Genomic DNA, 23,986 nt, shown 5'->3' with positions numbered 1-23,986 from the left:
TGCATAATTTACACTAAACCTATTAAAGGTTTTCAAAAACCCCACTAAAAAATTTGTTAATAAAAGAGCATAGAAAATCCTTTCCACACCCTCTTTAAAGATCCACATTATAAAATAAGACTATAAATTATCTAAATTTTCTCTCCTATAAGTAGATTTTTTAAACATATCTTTTAATGATTCTTCATTTGATTTTTCTATAGCTAATCTAACTTTTTTAAACTCTTCATCGAATTTATCCATACACTCTAGTAAGTTGCTTTTGTTTCCAATAAAAAGTTCGCTCCAAAGCTCTTCGTTAATATTAGCAATTCTAGTTAAATCTCTGTAACTATCACCGATAAATGCACCTGTATCTCTTCCTTCAATATCACTATTAATAAGTGCTACTGCAATTGCGTGAGGAAGTTGACTTGTAAATGCAATAACTTCGTCATGTTTTTTACTACTTATTCTTTTTACTCTTTTAAATCCTAATTCATATGCAATATTTTGGATTAAAGTTATATTCTCCTCTTTATTTTTAAAAGTTGGAGTAATAATGTAATTTGCCCCCTTAAATACATCGCTAGATGCATAGTTTATGCCCTTTTTTTCTCTTCCTGCCATAGGGTGCCCGAAAACAAAATCGATATTTTTTGGTAATATATCAATTATATTATCTATGAACATCTCTTTTATCCCAGTTACATCTGTTATAACAGTTCCATCTTTAAAGTTTTTGATGTTACTTTTTATAAAATTTTCTATCAATTTAGGATATATTGAAACAATAATAAGGTCTGCTACTTTTATTATTTCTTCCCCATTAGTATATCCTTCTTTTATTATACCAATTTTTTTAGCTTTTTCTAATGTTTTTACATTTTTATCAATACCATACACTTCTGTGTAACCTGCTTCTTTTAGTCCCATCCCAAAAGAAGCACCGATTACACCAAGCCCAACAATAACAATTTTCATATATAGCCCCCCAAAACTTAGTTTACCCTTTAGATAGTTTTACCTTCAAACTCCGCTATTTTTTTTATCTTTTTCATAAGATCATGGAAGTTTTCAGGTTTTATTGATTGTTGCCCATCACTTAGTGCATTTTTAGGATCATTATGAACTTCTATCATAAGACCATCTGCACCAGCCATAATTGCAGCCTTTGCTAAAGGCTCTACTAAATACCAGTATCCAGCCGCGTGACTTGGATCAACTATAACAGGTAAATGACTTAACTTTTTAACTACTGGAATAGCACTTAAATCTAAAGTGTTTCTAGTATAAGTTTCAAATGTTCTAATTCCTCTTTCACAAAGAATTACATTTTCGTTTCCTCCAGCCATAATATATTCAGCTGACATAAGCCACTCTTCTATTGTTGATGATAAACCTCTCTTTAAAAGAACTGGTTTATCTGTTTTTCCAAGTTGCTTTAAAAGATCAAAGTTTTGCATATTTCTTGCCCCAATTTGTATAACGTCAACATTTTCTACAAACTCATCTATGTAATCTGTAGACATAAGTTCAGTAACTATAGGTAGTCCTGTAACTTCTTTAGCTTTCTTTAAAAGTTTTAATCCATCAAGTTCTAACCCTTGGAAGCTATACGGAGAAGTTCTAGGTTTAAACGCTCCCCCTCTTAAGAAGTTTGCACCTGATGCTTTAACGTCTTTAGCTATCTCAATAATTTGCTCTTCGCTTTCAACAGAACAAGGTCCTGCCATAATCCCAAGATTTCCTCCACCTATTTTCATACCATTTACGTCTACTATAGTATCATCTGGCTTAAATAATCTGTTGGCTTTTTTAAAAGGTTCTTCTACTTTTACTATTTTTTGTACTCCATCAAATCTTAAAAGTTTATTAGAATCTAATTTTGAAGCATCCCCAATAACTCCAACTATCATATGTGAATCACCTTTTGATAGATTCACTCTAAGTCCATTTAATTCTAAGCAGCTACTTACTTTATTTATGTCTTCCATACTAGCATTTGGATCCATTACTATAATCATTTTTCTTCCTCCTAAACTACATATAGTACTAAAATTAAAATCAATTCTCCTTCTGCCCTACTTAACCTACTATAAATCTAAGCACTACTTTAACGCATTTTCTAATGCATTTAGCCCCATTATATATCCGTAAAAGCCAAACCCCGATATCTGTCCTATACATGCACTTGCTGTAACTGATACTTTTCTAAATTCTTCTCTAGTGTGAATATTAGAAATATGAACCTCTACAGTTTTTATGTTGCTTCCTTTAATAGCATCATGTATAGCATAGCTATAGTGGGTATAAGCACCTGGATTTATTACTATCCCATCAAAGTTTTCAAAATATGCCCTTTGAATGGAATTAATTATTTCACCTTCTATGTTACTTTGGAAAAACTCAATTTGGTGTCCTGATTTTTCCCCTTCTTCTTTGATGTATTTTATTAAATCATCGAAAGTTTCCTCTCCATAAACGCCCTTTTCCCTAATTCCTAGCATATTTAGATTTGGTCCATTAATAACCATCACTTTCATAAATATCTACTCCTTAATTTTCCCTTTAAGTTCTTCCTCTAATTTATCTATAGTATCCCTTAGAAAACCTTCATTAACTATCTCAATATTAGATGCTTTTCTATACTTTAAAAATCTCTCATCGTATAGCTTATAAAGTCTTTCTTTTCCACCTTTTAAAAGGGGTCTATTCGAAACATCTACATCTTCTAAAATCTTACTTAAAGGTCTATTAATAAAAACTATTATACCATCTTTTAAAATCTCTACGTTTTTATCTCTAGTTATTACCCCGCCACCAGTTGAAATAACAACTCGTTTTTTATTTATAAGTTCTTCGCAGGCTTTTGTCTCAAGGTTTCTAAATTCTTCTTCAGATTTATTAAAGATCTCTTTTATCGTCTTATTGTTTTTTTCTTCAATATATTCATCCATATCGTAAAAGTTATAATTTAATTCTCTTGCTAATACTTTACCTATAGTTGTTTTGCCACACCCTGGCATTCCTATTAGGATGATTTTATCACTCATAATAACACCTCTTAAGAAAATCTTTTTTCTAAATTTTTATAGATATCTAGTATAACTTCTTCGTCAATTTTTTTGTTTTGCCAAATTTCCTCTGCTTTAACAGCTTGACCTACAAGCATCATAAGACCGTGTACTGTAATTTTATTTAACTCTTTTCCGTATTTTAAAAACAAAGTTTCTGTAGGATTATAAATAAGGTCTACTAAAGCTTCGTAATTTCTAATTACTTCTTTAGAAACAGGTGAAGCTTCTACATTTGGATACATTCCCACAGGAGTTGTATTTATAATTACATCTCCTTTTATATCTTTTAACCTTTTATAATCAATAACTTCTATTTTATCACTTGAAATAGAATACTCTTTATTTTTTCTACTAACTAAATAAATATTTTTCGCATTTTGGTCTATAGCATATGTAACTACAGCTTTACTAGCACCGCCAGTTCCAAGAACTACTACATTTTTATCTTTTAAGGTTATATTTTTCCAATCTAACATGTATTTAAAACCATAGTAATCAGTATTATATCCTATTAATATATCTTTTTTATTAACAATAGTATTTACAGCACCGATTTTCTTAGCTTCATCTGAAATTTTATCTAAACTTTTAATAACCTCTTCTTTGTAAGGTATAGTTACATTAACCCCTTTAATAGAGAGGGTTTTAATCGAATTTCCAAGGTTTTTAATCATATCTTTTGGCACTTCAAAAAGGCAATAATCACCTTGAATTTTTAATTTTTTGAATATTTCTTTATGAATTTCTGGAGAAAGAGAGTGGGATAACTTTTCTCCAACTAAACCGTAAAGTTCCATAATTTATATTCCTTTCTTATACCAACCTAGTAGTTTAAAGTACTGACTATTAAGCTTTATTAAATCTATAGCATTTAATACTCCAAAATTATCAAGTCCACCTTCAAAGTCTATATATAAATAGTACTTCCAAACTTCATTTTTAGTAGGTCTTGATTCAATCCTACTCATATTTATATTATTTTCAGAAAAATGTTTAAGAAGCTTATAAAGGGTACCTGGTTTATCTTCAAGAGAAAAGACTATACTTACTTTGTTGCTATCTTTAGACTTTAAAAGTTCTTTAGCTACTATTATAAATCTAGTTTTATTAGTATCTGTATTATTTATTCCTTCTTTTAATATATCTAACCCATAAATATCTGCTGCCCTTTTAGAAGCTATCGCACTAAGCGCTTTATCTTTTGAATCTCTAATTTTTTTTGCAGATATAGCTGTGTTTTTAAATTGTATAAGAAGTAAATCCTTATGTTCTTTTAAAAAGTCAGAACTTTGGCTGAATCCTTGAGCGTGAGAGTACACTTCTTTTATATCTTTTAAACTACTTCCTTTAATCCCCAAAAGATTATGAGATATTTTAATGCTCTCTTCTCCAACTATATGAAAATCATATTTTATTAGTAAATCATGAACCTCAGATATTCCTCCTGTACAAGAATTTTCTACAGGTAAAATTCCATATTTAATCTCGCCTTTATCTATCCCTTTAAAAACATCTTCAAAGGTTTCATAAGATTTTGATTTAGTGTTTTTTCCAAAATAATCTATTAAAGCCTCTTCACTAAAAGACCCTAATACCCCTTGAAATCCTATAATATCCTCTTTATTTATATTAAATTCTTCTATATCTAAAATTTCACTTTCTCGATTTAGCTTTCTTCCTTGAAGTTCACGACTAACTTCCATAAGGCTATTATAAAATTTTTCTATTTCTCTTTCGTAGTCTTTATTTTTTAGCCTATCTATATTTTTCTTTATAACAACCTCTTCTCTTCCTTTGTGGAAAATCTCTAAATTATTTTTCTTTTTATATTCTGCTACTTTTAAAACTACATCCATTCTTTCTTCAAATAGTCTTGTAATTTCACTATCTATTTCATCTATTTTTTTTCTATAGCCTTCTAAAGCATCCATTCAAATCTTCCTTTCATAAGCTCTATCATACAGATAGCACAAGCGCTCTCTATAACTGGTATAACTCTTCCTACAATGCAAGGGTCGTGCCTTCCTTCTATAACTAATTCTTCGTTTTCCATAGTACCAATATTTATTGTATTTTGTTTTCTAGATATAGATGCTGTAGGTTTTATAGCTGTTTTAAAAACTATAGGCATCCCATTTGTTATGCCTCCTAAGACTCCACCGTTATTGTTAGTTCTAGTTAAAACTTCATTATTTTCATCATAATAAATTTCATCATTAGCCTTAGAACCTTTCATCTTAGTCATATTAAATCCTTCTCCAAACTCTACTCCCTTTACAGCTGGAATTGAAAATAGAAGGTGAGCTAATGTAGATTCTACTGAATCAAAAAATGGATCCCCAATACCCGCGAAAGCATTTACTATAGCTGTCTCTACTACTCCTCCAACAGAATCTAAAGAAGATTTTGCATTTATTACCTCTTCTTCTGCTAGTTTTTCTAAATCTTCATTTAAAAAAGGTAATTCTTTATGTTTTAAATTTTCTAAAGACTTCGTATCTATAGAAGTATAGTCGAAGCTTTCATCTTCTATTTCTCCTATGCTTTTTATATGAGAAACTATTTCTATCCCTTTACTTTTTAAAATCTGCTTGCATATAGCACCTGCAAAAACTAAAGGTGCAGTTATCCTACCTGAAAAATGCCCTCCACCTCTAAAATCATTAAAACCAGAATATCTTATAGTACCAGTATAATCAGCATGCCCAGGTCTCATTAGATCTTTTAATTTACCATAATCTTTAGACCTTGTATCTTTATTTCTTATAATTCCACAAATAGGCGTTCCTGTAGTCTTTCCGTTAAATATACCACTTAAAATTTCAACTTTATCCCCTTCTTTTCTAGAGGTTTGAAGCTTACTTTTTCCAGGTGCCCTTCTTGCCATTTCAAATTCTACCTCTTCTAAGTCAATCTCAAACCCAGCTGGAAGCCCATCTATTGTAATTCCTATTCCTACCCCGTGAGACTCTCCAAAAAGAGATAATTTTAAATCTTTTCCAAAACAACTACTCATCTATCTTGCCTCCTAACGCCTTAAAATCTTCAAAGAATTTAGGATATGATTTGCTAACGCATTCTATCTCTTCTATAATAATAGGATTTTTGCATCTAGTTCCTGCTATTGAAAGCATCATAGCAATCCTATGATCTTTGTGGCTCCAAACTATAGAACCTCCCTGAAATTCTTCTATTCCATAAATAATTATACTATCTTCTCTTTCTTCAAGATTTCCACCAAGTTTTTTAAGTTCTTTTACTATAGCACTTAATCTATCACATTCTTTTATTCTAAGCCTTTTTGCATTTATAATTTCTGTCTTTCCTTCTGAAAGGCAGGCTACTACAGACAAAGCAGGTATTGCATCTGGTATACTAGATGCATCTATAACTATTCCTTTGGTTTTGTCTGCTTTTCCTATTACTTCAGTATTTGTTATATTAAATTCTACACCCATTTTACTTAAGACATCTATAACACCTTTATCTCCTTGAAGAGAATCCTGTAATAAATCTTTACATAAAACATTATTCCCTATAGCATCAGCGCAAAGGAAGAAGGTTCCGCTTGAATAATCTCCTTCAACTCTGTAATTTCTAGGTTTATATTTTTGATTTCCCTTTATAATAAACTCTTTATAATCTTTATTTATTATTTCTATACCGAAATCTTTAAGTGCTTTTAAAGTTAAATCTATATAGCCTTTAGATTCCGTTTCTGTTTTTATTATTATTTTAGAATCTCCATCTAAAAGAGGAAGTGCAAATAATAATCCTGTTATAAACTGTGAACTTATATTTCCAGGTACATTAAATTCAGAAGGTTTTAATTTACCTAATACTTTTAGATCTAGTTTTTCACTTTCAAAAGAGTATTTTATCCCTTGAAGATTGAAGATATCATAAAAAGTATCTAAAGGTCTTTTTCCTAAATTTCCTCTTCCTAAAAAATTATTTTCTGAAGAAAATAGGCAACCTATTGGAATTAAAAATCTTAAAGTAGAACCTGATTCATTACAATCTATTATTCTACACCCTTTAAACTCTCTATTAAGGTTTGTTATTCCTTTTATTATAAGTTTATCTTTATCTATTTTAATATCTGCTCCAAACTCTTTCATACCGTTAATTGTAGATATTATATCATCTGATAAATCTATATTTTCTATTATGCTTTCACCTTCTGCTAAACTTGCACAGATAACTGCTCTGTGTGCCATACTTTTTGAAGGTGGAATATTTACACATCCATCTAGCTTTTTGTTATAAATTTTGTAATTTCCCAAAAATATTTCACCTACCTAAAAAAATCTATAGTAGTATCATAAACTTCAGCATTTCCAAGGGATTTCATTATGATCACTTTAAGAGTACTTCCCATATTCTTTTTATCTAAAGAGATAGCTTCTATTATCTCTTCTTTTTCATCTATACTAACATTAAAAGGCAGACCATTTTGAATTAAAATTTCTTTAATTAAGTCCTTATAATTTTCAGATACTAAACCTTTTTCTTCTGAAAGCTTTGCTATATTATACATCCCTATAGCTACTCCTTCTCCGTGAGTGTATTTATTAAAACCATAGTATTTTTCTATAGCGTGACCTAGAGTGTGACCAAAGTTTAATACCATTCTTTCACCTAAATCTTTTTCATCTCTTTCAACTATAGTTCTCTTTATATCACAGCACTCATATATAATATCTTCTATATTTTCCATAAGTTTTTCTTTTGAATCTAGTTTTAGAAGTTTTAAATAAAGATCCTTTGATCTTATAAATCCATATTTAATAACTTCCGCCATTCCATCTCTAAAAAATCTATCTTCTAAAGTTTCTAAAACTAACGGGTCTATTATAACCTTCTTCGGTTGATAAAATGCCCCGACTAAGTTTTTACCCCTTGGTAAATCCACTCCAACTTTTCCCCCAACACTACTATCAACTTGAGCTAAAAGTGAAGTTGGAACTTGTATAAAAGGCACACTTCTTAAAAATGATGATGCACTAAAGCCTCCTATATCTCCTATAACTCCGCCACCTAAAGTTATTATTAAGTCTTTTCTAGTTAACTTAAAGTCTAATAATTTATCATAAATTTTAGGCATTGTTTCAAAAGATTTAGTTTCTTCTCCTGGTTTTAAAACTAGTTTTCCTACCTTAAAACCTTCGTTTTCTAAAGAATCTATCGCTAAATCCCCATAATACTTATTAACATTTTCATCTGTTATTATAAATATTTTTTCGCCATTAAAAACTTCTTTAACTTCTTTTCCTAAAGATTTTAATATTCCTTTTTCTATTTTTATATCATAAGAATTTTCTTTTAAATTCACCTTAAGCGTTCTCAAAAGTAAATACCTCCAAACTTAAATTTAGGTATATCTTTTTGCTCTTTTAAAATTTTAAAAGAGCAAAAGAAATTATTAATGACTATATTGTATCATTAAAATTTTAATAACTCTTTAATAACTCTATATTTCTCTTCCTACTGCTTCTGCAATAGGTCTTAATTTATTTAATAATTCTTTGTATTCTGAAGGTTTAATAGATTGCTGACCATCACATAAAGCTTTAGCTGGATTGTTATGAACTTCTATAATAAGTCCATCAGCCCCTATAGCAACAGCTGCTTTTGATAAATCTTCAACCATCCAAGCTTTACCCGCTGAGTGACTAGGGTCTACTACAACTGGAAGATGACTTAACTTTTTAACAGCTGGTATTGCACTTAAATCTAAAGTGTTTCTAGTGTAAGTTTCAAATGTTCTTATCCCTCTTTCACAAAGAATTACATTTTCATTTCCTCCAGCCATAATATACTCAGCTGACATAAGCCATTCTTCTATAGTTGATGATAATCCCCTCTTTAAAAGTATCGGTTTATTTAATCTGCCAAGTTCTTTTAAAAGGTCAAAGTTTTGCATATTTCTTGCTCCAACTTGGATTACATCTACATCTCTTGCAAAGACCTCAATATCATAAGGTGACATTATTTCTGTTACTATAGGAAGTCCTGTTTCCTCCCTAGCTTCTTTTAATAAATCTAATCCATCATATTTTAACCCTTGGAAACTGTAAGGGGATGTTCTAGGTTTAAATGCTCCTCCTCTTAAGAAATTTGCCCCACATTTCTTAACAGAGTTTGCAACTTCTAATATTTGATCTCTTGATTCAACAGAACAAGGTCCTGCAATTAAAGCTATCTTTTTTCCACCTATTTTTTGACCATTTATATCTACAATAGTCTTTTCAGGATGAAACATTCTATTTGCCTTTTTGAAAGGCTCTTGAACGTGCATAACCTTTTCTACGTTTTTATTTGCTTCTATTCTATCTTTATCAATTTTACTTGTATCTCCTACAAGTCCTAAGATAATTATATCTTTTCCTATAACTGGGTTTACTTCTACCCCTTCTACTTGTAATTCATCTGTTAGCCTTTTAATTTCTTCCTCACTTGTTTTTGGTTTTAAAATAACTATCATTTTTATAGCCCCTCTCGAAATATATTTATTGAATAAATGGCCTAAGCCATATTATAAAAAAAGAGCCCAAAATAATTTGAGCTCTTCTAAGTATCAAAATTTTATAATACTATTCCCTTAAAAGTTATGATGATACATTAACTGTAATTTTCGCTCATTTTAGAAAAATATTTTTTTGTGCAGAATAAATAGCCAGCGCTAAAATAAAAGCCCCAGAATATAAAGTAAAAAAAGTTATAAAATTTTGCTATATAATTTCTATTTAACTCTACCATTTTCTTCCTCCTAAAATGAATTTTTTATAATGATATCATATTTTTATTTATTTGTCAGTAATTTTCTGTAATTTTTATTATTTTAATACTTTTATAGGGATTTGTAAATATAAATAACTACACAAAACTTAAACTATCTCTAAAAAGCAAATTGTATTCTAGTTCACTTACATCTATATTAATTTTAATTTCAACTACAACATTGTTTTGCTTCTTTGTTGGTATTTTACTAAAATCACCTGAATAAAGGTACTTTTTTATGTCCATAATCAAAATAGCTAAAAAAATCAAAATTTTTTTGAGGTGAGATTATGGTACATACACAAGCTTGTCCCCATTGCAATTCAAAACACTTTATTAAATACGGGAAATATAGGAATGTCCAAAGATATCAATGCAAAGATTGTCTTAAAACCTTTAACGAAGGAACTGGACTCATCTGGCATAACACTAGAAAAAGTGTTGACCTTTGGGATAAATATACTCGTCTTATGTTATCTGGTGCAACTATAAGAGATTGCGCAGATAAATTAGATATTTGCATAGAAACGTCTTTTAGATGGAGGCATAAAATCTTAAAGCATATAGGAACTTATACAGATTCAAGAAGAACTCATATAGTTACAGCTATGAGACATACTAAGTTTTTAGAAAACTTTAAGGGGCAAAAGACTCCCCCCGTTTGCACTATTTCTAGAAGAAAAAATATCTTTGTAGCTACAACTATTAATAAAAATAATTACTCTCTAGCTAAGATATCCTTTGATTCTATGAGCCCTACAAAAGAATCTATAGAGAATTTATTAAATGAGTTTAAACCTGTATTTAACACTTACTTTTTACCAGGAAAAGATAGATTCTCTTACCTTGTATCAAAAAGATTAAACTATTCTCTTCATAAAAAGAAAGAACTAGAAATCTCCAAAGAAGAAAGTGAAATTTTACTTAGTCACTGCTCTGATTTTATATTAAATTTAAGAAGATGGCTTAGAAAATTTAGAAGCGTTGCTACAAAATATCTGCAAGTTTATTTAAATTGGTTTGTTTATATTTATGAGGGATCTCATGAGAAACATACTATTTTATCTAATTTAATAAGCTCAATTTTTTGTGTGAAAGTAATTTAATTTTTATTATAAATTGGTCCTAGTATAACTCTATTTTAATAGCTTGTCCTTAGCTAATCTACTTGTCTATTTATATTAGTTGTATAAAACATGTCTTAATAATTTTTACTTGTCCAAAATATCAAAAATTTAACCCTATATAGCGAAAATCCCTTATACCAATAATATCTCGTAACAATGGTGTAGTTTTTTTTAAAATATTAATTAATACTATAAAACCTTATAGAGAAAAAAAGAATGCTAAACTAATAAAGTTTAACACCCCTTGATTACTACTTATTATCGCTCATTATCTTTTTAAGCTTATTTTGTACAAGCCAAAGTTTCTTTTGCTTTCTATTTGCAGAAACAGCTAGATTTCTATTTCCCTCTTCTATTTCTTTCATATATTTAGCATCTGCTATTTTTAATGCTTCATTTATAACTGATAGCTCTTCCTTAGTAAACATCTACTGAAACCTCCAAAATTTAATATAAATAATTATATCATATTAAAGAATTGGTGCGAGTAATCTAATAACAGATTCTTTCATCTTTAACCAATTACTTCTCTTTTTAAATTCCTCTGCTGTAACTTCTTTTGAGTAATTTAGATCTTTCATAAATTGTTCTTCACATGTTTTTGCTATTTCTTCATCATAAATAAATGCATTTACTTCAAAGTTTAAGCTAAAGCTCCTTATATCCATATTAGCTGTTCCGATACTTGATACAGCACTATCTACAACTAAAGTTTTAGCGTGAACAAACCCATTAGTATAATAATAAACTCTAGCTCCTGCTACTAAAAGACTCTCAACATAAGAACTTGCCGCCCACTGCATGAATTTGTGATCTGGTTTTCCTGGAATTAAAATTCTAACATCTACCCCAGATAAAGCAGAAAGCCTGATAGCTTCAAGCATAGGTTCATCTGGAACGAAATATGGGCTAGTTAAATACACATTTTTCTTTGCATTATTAATCATTTTAATATATGCATTTTTAATATATTCTTCGTTGTGGTCTGGTCCACTTGTAACTATCTGAATACCTACTGTTTTTTCTATATCTAAATCTTCTTCATCCTTATATAGATATTTATCTAAAGATGTTATCTCTTCATCAGCTGCATAACACCAATCTAATAAAAATCTTTCATTTAAATCATTTACGGCTTTACCTCTGATTCTTATATGAGTATCTCTCCAAAAGCCTATATTTTTATCTAAATTTACATATTCTTTACCTACGTTGTATCCTCCAACATATCCATACTTACCGTCAATAACAACTATCTTTCTATGATTTCTATAATTAATACGTGTATTTATATGTGGCAAAATACCTGGAAAAAATATAGCAAACTTTCCTCCAAGGTCTAAATACCTTTTAAGTTTATGTTTTGTTAAAGCGTGAGACCCCATACTATCTACAAGTAATTTGACTTCCACACCTTCCTCTAATTTTTTTTCAAGTTCTTCTATAATTTTTTTACCTAATATGTCTTTTCTAAAAATATAATATTGTATATGGATGTATTTTTTAGCATTTCTTATATCTTCTATAAGTCTTTTAAATTTATCTTCACCATTTACAAAGATTTCAACACTATTTTGCTTAGTATATCTAGCTCCGCAATTATTGAAATTCATTTTTCTAAGATCAAAATACTGCTCCCCATTATTTTCTCCTTCTTCAAGGTCCTCTAAAGATTCTTGAAGTTTTTCTTTTTTATATTTATCTATTACTGTCTTTTCTTTGAATAATTTAGCTCTACTAAAATTTTGCCCAAGTATAAGATATATTATAAATCCAAAACCTGGTAAAAGGATAAATATCAAAAGCCAAGCCCAAGTTGTTGTAGGGTCTTTTCTTTCAATAAAAATTACTGAAAAAGAAAATATTATATTTAAAACTATTAAAATAGCTCCAAGAATAACCCAAATATTCATAGCATTTACCTCCTTTTCTAATTCTTTACTAAATTATAACTTCTTTATACATTCTTATCAATTAATCGCTCTTTAAATCATAACATTGTTAAAATAAATTTAAATATTTAAAATATTTTTTCTGCTTAAAATTAAAAGGGATGTTTAAATTTAAATAAACATCCCTATATCTTAGAAATTTTTATGATAATTTAACTATAGTCATACTAGTCAAATAGAAATTAACAGGACACTTACTATCATTAATAAGTTTTATTTTTAAAGGTTCATCTCTTACTGAAATTATAGCTGTTCCGCTAATATTTAATAGAACATCTTCTCTAATTAAATCCGTTATGCATGCAGCATACTGTTTATGCTCACTAACTAATTTTAATTCACATACACCCCTAGATTCACTACTTACAGATGTATTGAAGTTAAATAAATATACCCCATGTTTTCTTAAAATTATTTCACTTTCACCTTCTGTATGAAGTATATCTCTACCATTTAATTCTGCATTAACTTCAAAAGGTATTGACCTCCTAGGTGGTACTACGATGCACCCCTCTGATAGAAGATATGCGTTATTTTTAGTTTCAATACAACCTGGAGGTCCTTGACAGCCTTGATCGCCTTTTTCTCCTCTCGGTCCTCTCTTACCTTCTGGACCACTGCATCCTGGATCGCCTCTTTCTCCTCTTTCTCCTCTTTCTCCTTTCGGTCCAATGCAACCTGGCTCTCCTTTTTCACCTTTTGGTCCTGGACATCCTGATTGACCCATACAACCTGGATCACCCTTTGGTCCTCTAGGTCCTGCTTCTCCTTTTTGACCTCTAGGTCCTATTTTACCTTCTGGGCCTCTTTCTCCTCTTTCCCCTTGTGGTCCTATCTTACCTTCTGGTCCTTCTTCTCCTCTTTCTCCTTTTTCTCCACGTTCTCCTTTATCTCCCTTTGGTCCTTCTGGTCCCATAGGCCCTCTTATTCCTTGTGGTCCTTCTGGCCCAACTGGTCCAATATCTCCTTGTGGCCCTATTGGTCCTTCTTCTCCTCTTTCTCCTGGATCACCTTTTGGTCCTATTGGTCCTTCATCACCTCTTTCTCCTTTAGGTCCAATCTCACCTTGATTTCCTGGATTTCCTATTGGTCCTTGTGGTCCTATTGGTCCTTTTTCTCCTCTTCTTCCTTCTGGTCCACGCTCTCCTCTTTCTCCGCGCTCTCCTTTTTCCCCTTTTTCTCCTTTATCTCCCTTTTCACCTTTGTTTCCTTGCGGTCCTGTTGGTCCTTCTGGTCCCCTCTCTCCTGGGTCTCCCTTTAGTCCCGTTGGACCTATATCACCTTTTTCTCCTCTTTCTCCAGTCTCTCCTTTATCTCCCTTTTCTCCACGTTCTCCTCTATCACCTTTATCACCTTTTTGACCTATATGCCCCATTTCACCTTCTGGTCCTACAGGTCCCATATCTCCTTTTTCACCTGGGTCTCCTTTTAATCCTGGATTACCCTTATCTCCTTTATCTCCTTTAGGTCCTATGTCCCCTGGGTCTCCCTTATCCCCTTTTGGTCCAATCTCACCTTGTGGTCCTTGTATACCCCTTGGTCCTTGTTCTCCTTTTGGCCCTATGTCACCTTGATCTCCCTTAGGTCCCTCTTCGCCTCTTTCTCCTTTATCTCCTTTTTCACCTTTGCAACCTTTTATTCCTCTTGGTCCCTCTGGCCCTTGTGGTCCTTGTGGCCCTTGTGGTCCTACTGGGCCTACTGGTCCTTCTTGTCCTTGTGGTCCTCTTTTTCCACATGGTCCTATTGGTCCTACTTCACCTTGTGGACCCCTTTTTCCACGTTCCCCTGGATTTCCTTGTGGTCCCTCTGGTCCACACTCTCCTCTTGGCCCTTGCGGTCCTTTTGGACCTTCTGGCCCCTCTGGTCCTACTGGTCCCTCACAGCAACAATCATGTCTGCAAGGATCTTTTTTACAGTGGTCATGTCTTTCATGCTTACAATTATGACTAGGTTTCCTATTATATTCTTTTTCTACAAATTCATTTCTCTTTTCTTCTTTTGGTATTTCAACTATTTCTTCTTTAAAATCATATTCTAATAAAATATACGCTTCCTCTTCTATCCCATGTTTTGAAAATACTACTCTATTTATATTTTCTGAATCGTTAGTTACAATTTTTATTCCGAAATTTTCTTTAGATCCATTTTCCCAGTTCTTAACAACCTCTGTTATATCAATTTGAATGTATCTTTCTTTATCTTTATCACATACAAGTAAATCATTTTTAATTAGTACTGATTTAGGCTCTGTGCTATAAGTAATAGTCTTTGTATCAAAATTTTCTGTATTATAGTATAAACTTAGAGGTATACATTCAAACCTCTCATCACTTATATCCTTTAAAAAAACGCATAGTTTTGCAGAGGATACCTTCCCTTTTTTAATTGGCATATCAAATTTGATGAAAGTATCTAAACTGTTTATAAGTTCATCTTTTTGATTCCTACCAACTATAAGAATATCTTTATCACTAAAATTTTTATCGGGATACATAGAAGAAACAAAGGTTGCCTCCTTTATTCTTATTTTTTTATATTCCAATAATTTCACCACCTTAAAATAATCCCTATAATATATTCTTTTATCCCCTGTATTGTTAATGATTTATTTTTTATACTATTTAAACTCAGAAACCATCTTTAAATATTGACTTTTTACTCTGAAAGGTCTTATTTAAATACTTAACATAAAGCCTATTGTAACTATATTTTTATATTTTCTATATATAAAAAAAAGTGGCTTTAGCCACGATATCTAATAATCTTTCTTTTTTTAATTTGATAGGTCTTATTTAAGCGCTTAACTTAAATCCTATTGTAACTATATTTTTATATTTTCTATACATAAAAAAAGACCCTAGATTTTAATCTAGGGTCTTTTAATATCTTGAAATTAAGCGAAGTATCTTTCTAATAAACCTTTGAAAGCTTTTCCGTGTCTAGCTTCATCTTTACACATTTCATGAACTGTATCATGAACTGCGTCTAGGTTTAATTGTTTAGCTAAAGTAGCTAATTCTTTTTTACCTTGGCAAGCTCCGTATTCTGCATCTACTCTTTTTTGTAAGTTAACTTTTGTATCTGCATCTACGACTTCTCCTAAAAGTTCAGCAAATTTTGCAGCATGTTCTGCTTCTTCAAATGCTATTCTTTTATAAGCTTCTGCTACTTCTGGGAATCCTTCTCTATCAGCTTGTCTTGACATTGCAAGATACATTCCAACTTCTGTACATTCTCCCATAAAGTTAGCTTGTAATCCTTCTACGATTCTTGGATCTACGTCTTTAGCTACTCCGATTCTATGTTCGTCAGCCCAATCCATTTCTCCTACTTGCTCTTGGAATTTGTCAGCACCTACCCCACATACTGGGCATTTTTCTGGTGCAGTTTCTCCTTCATGAATATAACCACAAACTGTACATACAAATTTTTTCATAATAATCTCTCCTCTTCTTCCACACATATATATTTAATATTTTTTTAATTTACTATTTAATGTATTTGGGTGTTAACCCTTTCTACATTTTTTATTATATAATAATTATTATCCGTTGTAAATAGTTTTATTTAATTTTTTAAAATAATTTTTTAAACGCTATATAACCTTTCTAGCTTTTAACTTGAAAGGTTCTTTAAAAGTATTATCTTAAATTAAAGTATTAAATTTCATACTTTTGTGCTCATTAAAAAGAGGTTTATAAATTATCTTTTCATTTCTTCTTTAGTTAACTTAGTTATTAGTTTATAACTAATATCTTATCTGTTGTTTTTCATGTGCTTGGAGCTAATGATAACAGACTTTGTTATCATATCCTTAGATATTATCTTTTTATACAAATCTTTTTTCCTTATCTAACTCATATCCAACTAGTACTTTTAATAACCTACATCGTACATAGTTAAGCTTGAAACAAATTGTTTCATAATTACCCGTTGTATACTTGCCTAAAGAAATATTGTTACTGCTAATAAAATAATTTTATTACTAATATCAACTTTTGTTAAGATTAATCTTTCAATTCCTGTTTCTATAAATCAATGCTTTTCTTTTTATTTACGTTATATTTGATGTAGAAATATATTTTTAATTATAAATTCTAAATTTTTATTTTAATGTTTGTATATCTGCACTAACAACTTAAAATGATAGTTAATTCCTTTTACTTCGCTAAATTCCTTTTAGTCTTAAAATTTATAACTTCTTTAATTAAGGTGTCCAATCTTAACATATAGAATAAAATATATTGCTTGTCCAGAGCGTTATATAATTTTAAATTTTAAGTTTTAAGTATTAAATGCATGAATGTATAATTGTTTAATTTAAATATATTATCTTCCCCAAGAAATATATTTATTAAAACAAATCTGAATTTATGAATTAACATTAAACCTTATATCTAGAAATTCCCCCTTATTACTAAAAATATATTTTAGTGAGTATAGATTAAACTATTTGTCAATTAACCTTATCTCACTATTAGATTTTCGTAACTCAAACTTTAGACTTGAGTATTTTACCTTATATTAATCTTAATTCTTCATTAAATTTAGGTATAATATGCAAACCTACAGTTTTTATAAACTTATATTTCTAATTATAAAAATTATTTGAAATCCTCTAAATATCTAAACTTTTCTACAATAGTATTATACTTACTTATAATGCTTTTAAAAGGCTTTAATTCTATTATTAACCATTTGTTTAATTTTCTATTATAATTTTTTTTAAGTTTATCTGTAACCTCATTCCTTTTTTTTACATATAGATATATTAAATTATACTTAGTGATTTGATTTTTCATAAAACATCTCCTTAATTTCAATAAAGAAATAGCAGGCATAATTAAATACCTGCTATTTTTTGCTTTGAAATAAAAAATATATTTTTTCGGATATTGTACTTATAGCTTCAATAGCTTCTTTTTCTTTACATCTCTCTATAAGAATATTTAAAATGTAATCTCCATTTTTAGAAAAAATTATTCCTCCATCGTTTTGAACACCCCTAAGTTCTCCTGTTTTGTGTGCACTTACAGTATTTTTAGGTAATTTATTTAAAATTTTAGAGTTATTTTCACATTTAATAAGCACCTCTAGCATAACTTTATCATATTCATTTCCTAAACATTCACCCTTATATAATTTATAAAAAAGGTTATCTAGATCTTTTACAGAAGTATAGTTATCAATTCCTTCATCCTTTTTATCTTCGTCCATCATCTTTCTTCTAAGAATCGTATCTTTAAATCCTAAACTCTCTATAGTACTATTTATGTTTTCCATGCCGACTAAATCTATAAGCATATTTGTAGCTGTATTATCACTTTTTGAAATCATATACTCTACTAATTCACGAACTGTATACTCACTACCTACTTCCTTGCCTTTTAATACTCCTTCTCCTAGCGCCTTATCTTCTTCTTTTAATTTTACTTTATCAAATATTTTTATATTTCCATATGATACTTGATTATAAACTTCAACCATAATAAAAGGTTTTATCATACTAGCTGATTTACTTCTTCTTTCTTTAATATAAATATACTTATCATCTTTTATATCTCTAAAGCTTGCAGAATAATCAAAATCGTATTTACTACATTCTTCTACTATAATTTCATTAACAGCTTTTAAAAATTCCTCATCACTTGTATCCTTTTGCTTTTCCTTTTCTGTTAAAAACTCTTCACTAATAGGTTCTTTTTCCTCTAAGGGCTTAGTATTTTCTATATCATTATTTTTATTATCATAAACATTTTCATCCATCTTAACTCCACTAACACTCCCTACATCTAAAACAGCTACAGTAAAACCGATAAAACCAAAAGCAATTACCCCTAAAATAATACCAATAAATTTTCTCATACCACCCTCCTTATACCTATTATATTACATTTTTACATTAATTACCCATATTATTTATTAATTAAACTTCTTAAATTTCATTCTCTTAATCTATTATTTTAAATAAAAATTGAAATCTCACCGTTAAGTTAAACATATTAAACTTAACTAGTTATAATCATTATTTAGTTTTTAAAAATAAAAAAAGCTAGAATACTTTTAGTACTCTAGCTTTATATAGCCCTAAAATACGGCACACAATTTTTGTAGAAAAATTATTTTTTTCTACTTTTAAACATTTTAAAAATAGCTAACCCTACTGCTGTAGCTGTAGCCCCTGCCGCAATATGTTTTTTATAATCTTTAATGCCCTTTTTCTTAGTTATCTCTGGGCTAATTATTGATGTATCCCCAGATTTATTATAATCTCTGTATAAAGATTTTAATATACTATATTTTTCTTCTGAAAAGTTCTTCATTATTTCTGAAGAATATCTATTGATATAAGCACCTAAGCTTTCTTTATTTTTTCTAACTATTGGCTTTCCGTTATCTGTATCAAAAATATCATTTTCAATAGCTTTTCTCTCTAAAGCTCTTACTCTTTCTTCGTCCGCACTTTCCATTAATAAATCTACTAAACTAACTTTAATTTCTAAAAAATCGTGGCCCATTAAAAACACATCCTTTATATCTATTTAAATTTTACTATCTACAATTATTGCCTTAAATTAATATTATTATAACTATATAATCTAATTATTTCTTTACAAAAAAACTAATTTTTAGCCCTATATTTGAAATCATTTTGTCACTTTTTATCTTAAAGTGCCATCTTTTTTAAACTTTTTTTGATATTTTTTTAATGCTATAGTTTGAAAGAATAAATTTTCTTGTTTTGCCCAAGTAGAAATATTCATATAACAAACTACTGCTAAAAATAAAACAAATATCACTATTTCATTTAATGTTATATTAGAAAAACCTTTATTAACTAAAAATGTTGCAATTAAATAAACTAGTGCAACTATCCCTGTTCTTGATGCAATGAATCCAGTTTTCCCGATTCTTCTAGTCTTTTCCCACTTGTAAAGTTTTTTTTCATCTAAATATCCTAATTGCATATAAACCCCTTACCTTTCTTATTCCTTAGTTTGTTGTTTAGTAGCCCCTTTTATATGGTACTCTATACTACATATGTATATTTTATATCATATTTTTACTTATTTCATCAAGTTATTTTTATATTAAGAATTTATTTACAATTAAACTAAAAATAATAAAAAAAAGTGGCAATCGCCACTCTTTTTAAAGCATTTCTCGTCTTAATTCCTCACTAGTTTTATTTGTTAAATACGAGAAAGGAATATCAAACACAGTTAAAGCTCCTCTTTTTCCTTCCTTTTGTAGTCTATTTATAGCTCTAGCATAAGAAACTAAAACATTTGATGTAAATTCCGGGTTACTTTCAAGTTCTAATGAAAACTCTATTCTTTGTTTATTTCCACTTCCTGTTTCACCTGTTCTTATCACAAATCCTCCATGCTTCATAGTATTATGATTTTTATCAAATTCAGAGTCTGAAATAAAATGTACCGTTGTATCATAATCTGAAAAATAGTTAGGCATCTCTTTTATCTCTTTTTCAATAGATTTTAAGTCAGCCCCATCAAAAGGTACTACATAACATACCCTTTCATGTTTTTCTCTAGTTGTAAGGTCTGGATTTACTCCACTCCTTACTTTTTTTAAAGCCTCGTCTTTAGGAACTGTATATTGAATTCCTTTTTTAACTCCAATAACTCGTCTTATAGCATCAGAATGACCTTGACTTACACCTGTTCCCCAAAAAGTATATTCCTTACCCTTTGGTAAAATAACAGAAGATAAAAGTCTATTTAAAGAAAATAATCCTGGATCCCACCCTACAGATATAAGGCTTAATGTGTCATTCTTTTTACAAACCTTATCCATTTTACTAAAATACATAGGTATATTGGCATGTGTATCAAAGCTATCTACAGTATTAAATATCTCACCTATCATAGGACCTTGTTCTGGTAAATCTGTTGCCGATCCTCCACAAAGTAGCATTACATCAATATCTTCTTTATAATCTGCTATTTCAGATATATGTTTAAAATTTACTCCCTCTTCATTAAATTCTTCTGGCTTTCTTCTTGTAAAAATAGCAACTAAGTCGATATCATCATTTTGCTTTAGAGCTTTTAAAACCCCTTTTCCAAGATTTCCAAAACCAACTATCCCAACTTTGAAATTTTCCATTATTTTTACCCCCATTTTTTTATATATAATATTTTATGTTCTTGTTGTATATTTTTTACATATTTTCTAGTTTAATTATATAAAAGTAAAAGGCTATTGCAAAGTCAATTGCAATAACCTTTAATTTTTTATTCTTATATTTAATTTTTTATTCTTATATTTAACTTTATAATTATTCTCTTTCTGATTCTTCTTCTAGAGTTAATGATTCTACTTCCTCTGATTCTTCTAGAGAACCAGCGTTATTTTCAAAAACTTTAATATAAATTTCTTTCATTTCACTCATAAGAGGATATCTAGGGTTTGCACCTGTACATTGGTCATCAAAAGCCTGCTCAACCATTTGATCTAAAGTAGCATAGAAAGAATCACTAGAAACTCCAGCTTCTTTTATGCTCTTTGGCATTCCCACTTTTTCTTTTAAATTATCTATTTCTTTTAAAAGTAATTCTACTTTTTCATCTTCTGATTCTCCACCTAAATTTAAATAATCAGCAATTCTTGCATATCTCCATTTTGCATTAGGGTATTTGTATTGAGGGAATGCAGTTTGCTTTTTAGGTGCATCCTCTGCATTAAATTTAATTACTTCGTTTATTAAAAGTGCATTTGCAACTCCGTGAGGTATGTGATGGAATGCACCTAGTTTGTGAGCCATAGAGTGACAAACTCCTAAAAATGCGTTTGCAAATGCCATACCAGCCATAGAAGCTGCGTGTGCCATTTTCTCTCTAGCTTTGATGTTTTCATTTCCATTTTCGTAAGCTGCTGGTAGATATTTAAATATTAATCTTATAGATTCTAAAGCTAACCCATTAGTGTATTCAGAAGCTAGAACTGAAGCGTAGGCTTCTAGGGCATGAGTTAAAGCATCCACTCCTGAGGCTGCTGTTAATCCCTTTGGCATACTCATCATAAGTTCTGCATCTACTATAGCCATGTTTGGAGTTAATTCATAATCAGCTAAAGGATATTTAACTCCTGTATCTCCATCTGTTATAACTGCAAACGGAGTAACTTCTGAGCCTGTTCCAGCTGATGTTGGGATAGATACCATCATAGCTTTTTGCCCTAGTTCTGGGAATTTAAATACTCTCTTTCTTATATCCATAAATCTCATAGCTAAATCTTCAAATCTAACGTCTGGGTGTTCGTACATTACCCACATTATCTTAGCTGCATCCATAGGTGAACCGCCACCTACTGAGATTATTACATCAGGTTTAAACTTTAACATATCTTCTGCACCCTTTTTAGCTGTTGCTAAAGTTGGGTCTGGCTCTACGTCAGTAAAAATCTTAAAGTCAATGTTACAACTCTCTAAAACTTCAGTTATTATATCTGTATATCCTAACTCAAATAAAACTTTATCTGTAACTATAAATGCTTTTTTCTTACCTAAATCATATAATTCTTTAAGGGCAACAGGTAAACATCCATATTTAAAGTAAGTTTTTTCTGGAACTCTAAACCAAAGCATATTTTCTCTCCTTTCAGCTACACTCTTTATGTTTAATAAATGCTTAGGCCCAACGTTTTCTGAAACAGAGTTTCCTCCCCAAGAACCACAACCTAAAGTTAAAGAAGGAGCTAGTTTAAAGTTGTAGATATCACCTATAGCTCCTTGAGAAGCTGGCATATTAACTAAAGTCCTAGCTGTTTTCATAGTTTCACCAAATAGTTTTATTCTATCTCTGCTTTTTATTCCATTAGTGTAAAGAACTGAAGTGTGACCAAAACCTCCAAGTTCTATAAGCCTACTAGCCTTTTTAAGTGCTTCTTCAAAAGTTTTAGCTCTATACATCCCTAAAACAGGAGAAAGCTTTTCGTGAGAGAAAGGTTCTTCAAGTTCTACTGATTCAATTTCGCCTATTAAAACTTTAGCGTTTTCAGGAACTTTAATTCCAGCAAGGCCTGCTATTTTAAAAGCTGATTGACCAACTATATTTGCGTTTAGCCCACCCTTTTCGTTAAGAATAATTTTACCTACAGCTTCTCTTTCCTTTTCGTTTAATATGTAAGCCCCTCTATCCATAAGTTCTTTTCTTACTTCGTGATATATTTCATCCATAATTATTAAACTTTGCTCTGAGGCACAAACTACTCCATTATCAAAAGTTTTAGATAAAAGGATTGAGTTAACCGCCATTTTAATGTGTGCAGTTTCATCAATAATAGCTGGAGTGTTTCCTGCACCAACCCCAATAGCTGGCTTTCCTGAAGAGTAAGCTGCTTTAACCATAGCAGGACCCCCAGTAGCTAGGATTATGTCTGATTCGTGCATAACCTTTTGAGATAGCTCAACTGAAGGTTCGTCTATCCAACCTATTATTCCTTTTGGTGCACCAGCTTTAACAGCTGCATCTAAAACTACTTTTGCAGCAGCTATAGTTGCATTCTTTGCTCTAGGGTGCGGAGAAATAATGATTGCGTTACGAGTTTTTAAAGCTATTAACGTTTTAAAAATAGCTGTTGAAGTAGGGTTTGTAGTAGGAACTATAGCAGCTACTACTCCTATAGGCTCTGCAACCTTTGTTATTCCAAAACTATCGTCCTCATCTATTATTCCGCATGTTTTCATATCTTTGTATTGATTGTAGATATATTCAGCTGCAAAATGATTTTTTATAACTTTATCTTCTACAATTCCCATCCCACTCTCTTCTACTGCCATTTTAGAAAGTTCTATTCTCGCATTATTTGCAGCCATAGCAGCTGCTCTAAAGATTTCATCTACCTCTTCTTGAGAATATTTTGAATATTCTCTTTGGGCGATTCTTAAATCTTCAATTCTTTTTGATAATTCCTGTGAATTAGTTACCTTCATGAATTAATCTCCTCCTTAAATAAAATCTAGGATTAGTTTATTACTACTTCTAGTTTTTTATACTAAGGATTTAAGATTTTAAATTTAAATTCCTTTACTCATCAATTT

Annotated in this window: 22 protein-coding genes; 1 reads left to right on the top strand and 21 read right to left on the bottom strand. The window is 30.2% G+C overall.

The genetic code is table 11. The features are described 5' to 3' along the window. Positions 1-120: 120 nt before the first annotated feature. The 11 genes from INR60_RS08745 to INR60_RS08695 form a co-directional block, all read right to left on the bottom strand. Positions 121-963 carry a prephenate dehydrogenase gene (locus INR60_RS08745; RefSeq protein ID WP_194191138.1) on the bottom strand — a complete coding sequence of 281 codons (843 nt, stop codon included), beginning with the start codon at positions 961-963 and terminating at the stop codon, positions 121-123. 29 nt (positions 964-992) lie between these two features. Beyond that, positions 993-2,006: a 3-deoxy-7-phosphoheptulonate synthase gene (gene aroF, locus INR60_RS08740; protein ID WP_194191137.1), complete on the bottom strand. Its 1,014-nt coding sequence runs from the start codon at positions 2,004-2,006 to the stop codon at positions 993-995. An 84-nt stretch (positions 2,007-2,090) separates the two neighbouring features. After that, on the bottom strand, positions 2,091-2,525 hold the full coding sequence (aroQ, locus tag INR60_RS08735; protein ID WP_194191136.1) for a type II 3-dehydroquinate dehydratase: 435 nt from the start codon (positions 2,523-2,525) through the stop codon (positions 2,091-2,093). 6 nt (positions 2,526-2,531) lie between these two features. Then, positions 2,532-3,035 carry a shikimate kinase gene (locus INR60_RS08730; RefSeq protein WP_194191135.1) on the bottom strand — a complete coding sequence of 168 codons (504 nt, stop codon included), beginning with the start codon at positions 3,033-3,035 and terminating at the stop codon, positions 2,532-2,534. Between the two features lie 11 nt (positions 3,036-3,046). After that, the gene (aroE, locus tag INR60_RS08725) at positions 3,047-3,856 is read right to left on the bottom strand and encodes a shikimate dehydrogenase (RefSeq protein WP_194191134.1); all 810 of its coding nucleotides are present in this window, start codon (positions 3,854-3,856) and stop codon (positions 3,047-3,049) included. Positions 3,857-3,859: 3 nt separating this feature from the next. Further along, entirely contained in the window at positions 3,860-4,990 is a 1,131-nt protein-coding gene (gene pheA, locus INR60_RS08720; RefSeq protein ID WP_194191133.1) for a prephenate dehydratase, read from the bottom strand. Then, the gene (gene aroC, locus INR60_RS08715; protein WP_194191132.1) at positions 4,978-6,075 is read right to left on the bottom strand and encodes a chorismate synthase; all 1,098 of its coding nucleotides are present in this window, start codon (positions 6,073-6,075) and stop codon (positions 4,978-4,980) included. Before aroC ends, pheA begins: the two co-directional genes overlap by 13 nt. Further along, the gene (gene aroA, locus INR60_RS08710; RefSeq protein ID WP_194191131.1) at positions 6,068-7,345 is read right to left on the bottom strand and encodes a 3-phosphoshikimate 1-carboxyvinyltransferase; all 1,278 of its coding nucleotides are present in this window, start codon (positions 7,343-7,345) and stop codon (positions 6,068-6,070) included. Before aroA ends, aroC begins: the two co-directional genes overlap by 8 nt. A gap of 11 nt (positions 7,346-7,356) precedes the next feature. After that, the gene (gene aroB, locus INR60_RS08705; RefSeq protein ID WP_194191130.1) at positions 7,357-8,409 is read right to left on the bottom strand and encodes a 3-dehydroquinate synthase; all 1,053 of its coding nucleotides are present in this window, start codon (positions 8,407-8,409) and stop codon (positions 7,357-7,359) included. Between the two features lie 123 nt (positions 8,410-8,532). Beyond that, a complete protein-coding gene (gene aroF, locus INR60_RS08700; RefSeq protein ID WP_194191129.1) occupies positions 8,533-9,546 on the bottom strand; it encodes a 3-deoxy-7-phosphoheptulonate synthase in 1,014 nt (337 codons plus the stop codon). Positions 9,547-9,938: 392 nt separating this feature from the next. Continuing rightward, positions 9,939-10,088: a hypothetical protein gene (locus tag INR60_RS08695; RefSeq protein ID WP_194191128.1), complete on the bottom strand. Its 150-nt coding sequence runs from the start codon at positions 10,086-10,088 to the stop codon at positions 9,939-9,941. Positions 10,089-10,132: 44 nt separating this feature from the next. Between INR60_RS08695 and INR60_RS08690 the strand changes: the two genes are divergently transcribed. Beyond that, positions 10,133-10,948, top strand: coding sequence for an IS1/IS1595 family N-terminal zinc-binding domain-containing protein (locus INR60_RS08690; protein WP_194191127.1), 816 nt, complete (start codon positions 10,133-10,135; stop codon positions 10,946-10,948). Between the two features lie 272 nt (positions 10,949-11,220). On the opposite strand, the gene INR60_RS08685 is transcribed toward INR60_RS08690, so the two are convergent. The 10 genes from INR60_RS08685 to adhE all read right to left on the bottom strand — a co-directional run bounded on the left by INR60_RS08685 (position 11,221) and on the right by adhE (position 23,878). After that, positions 11,221-11,397, bottom strand: a complete 177-nt coding sequence (locus INR60_RS08685) for a hypothetical protein (protein ID WP_194191126.1) — start codon at positions 11,395-11,397, stop codon at positions 11,221-11,223. Between the two features lie 42 nt (positions 11,398-11,439). Beyond that, on the bottom strand, positions 11,440-12,882 hold the full coding sequence (gene cls / locus INR60_RS08680; protein ID WP_194191125.1) for a cardiolipin synthase: 1,443 nt from the start codon (positions 12,880-12,882) through the stop codon (positions 11,440-11,442). Positions 12,883-13,063: 181 nt separating this feature from the next. After that, positions 13,064-15,463 carry a DNRLRE domain-containing protein gene (locus INR60_RS17540; RefSeq protein WP_194191124.1) on the bottom strand — a complete coding sequence of 800 codons (2,400 nt, stop codon included), beginning with the start codon at positions 15,461-15,463 and terminating at the stop codon, positions 13,064-13,066. Positions 15,464-15,814: 351 nt separating this feature from the next. Continuing rightward, positions 15,815-16,357: an NADH peroxidase gene (locus tag INR60_RS08670; protein WP_194191123.1), complete on the bottom strand. Its 543-nt coding sequence runs from the start codon at positions 16,355-16,357 to the stop codon at positions 15,815-15,817. 1,168 nt (positions 16,358-17,525) lie between these two features. Then, positions 17,526-17,723, bottom strand: coding sequence for a hypothetical protein (locus tag INR60_RS08665; RefSeq protein ID WP_194191122.1), 198 nt, complete (start codon positions 17,721-17,723; stop codon positions 17,526-17,528). Positions 17,724-17,775: 52 nt separating this feature from the next. After that, positions 17,776-18,786, bottom strand: a complete 1,011-nt coding sequence (locus INR60_RS08660; RefSeq protein ID WP_194191121.1) for a serine hydrolase — start codon at positions 18,784-18,786, stop codon at positions 17,776-17,778. A 254-nt stretch (positions 18,787-19,040) separates the two neighbouring features. After that, positions 19,041-19,439, bottom strand: coding sequence for a hypothetical protein (locus INR60_RS08655; protein WP_194191120.1), 399 nt, complete (start codon positions 19,437-19,439; stop codon positions 19,041-19,043). A 144-nt stretch (positions 19,440-19,583) separates the two neighbouring features. Continuing rightward, on the bottom strand, positions 19,584-19,889 hold the full coding sequence (locus tag INR60_RS08650) for a hypothetical protein (protein WP_194191119.1): 306 nt from the start codon (positions 19,887-19,889) through the stop codon (positions 19,584-19,586). 184 nt (positions 19,890-20,073) lie between these two features. Then, the gene (locus INR60_RS08645) at positions 20,074-21,051 is read right to left on the bottom strand and encodes a diaminopimelate dehydrogenase (RefSeq protein ID WP_194191118.1); all 978 of its coding nucleotides are present in this window, start codon (positions 21,049-21,051) and stop codon (positions 20,074-20,076) included. Positions 21,052-21,223: 172 nt separating this feature from the next. Next, positions 21,224-23,878, bottom strand: coding sequence for a bifunctional acetaldehyde-CoA/alcohol dehydrogenase (gene adhE, locus INR60_RS08640; protein WP_194191117.1), 2,655 nt, complete (start codon positions 23,876-23,878; stop codon positions 21,224-21,226). Between the last annotated feature and the right edge of the window lie 108 nt (positions 23,879-23,986).

The organism is Clostridium chrysemydis (assembly GCF_015234215.1).
Classification (GTDB): Bacteria; Bacillota; Clostridia; order Clostridiales; family Clostridiaceae; genus Clostridium; species Clostridium chrysemydis.
This window is presented reverse-complemented; position numbering and strand designations above follow the sequence as displayed.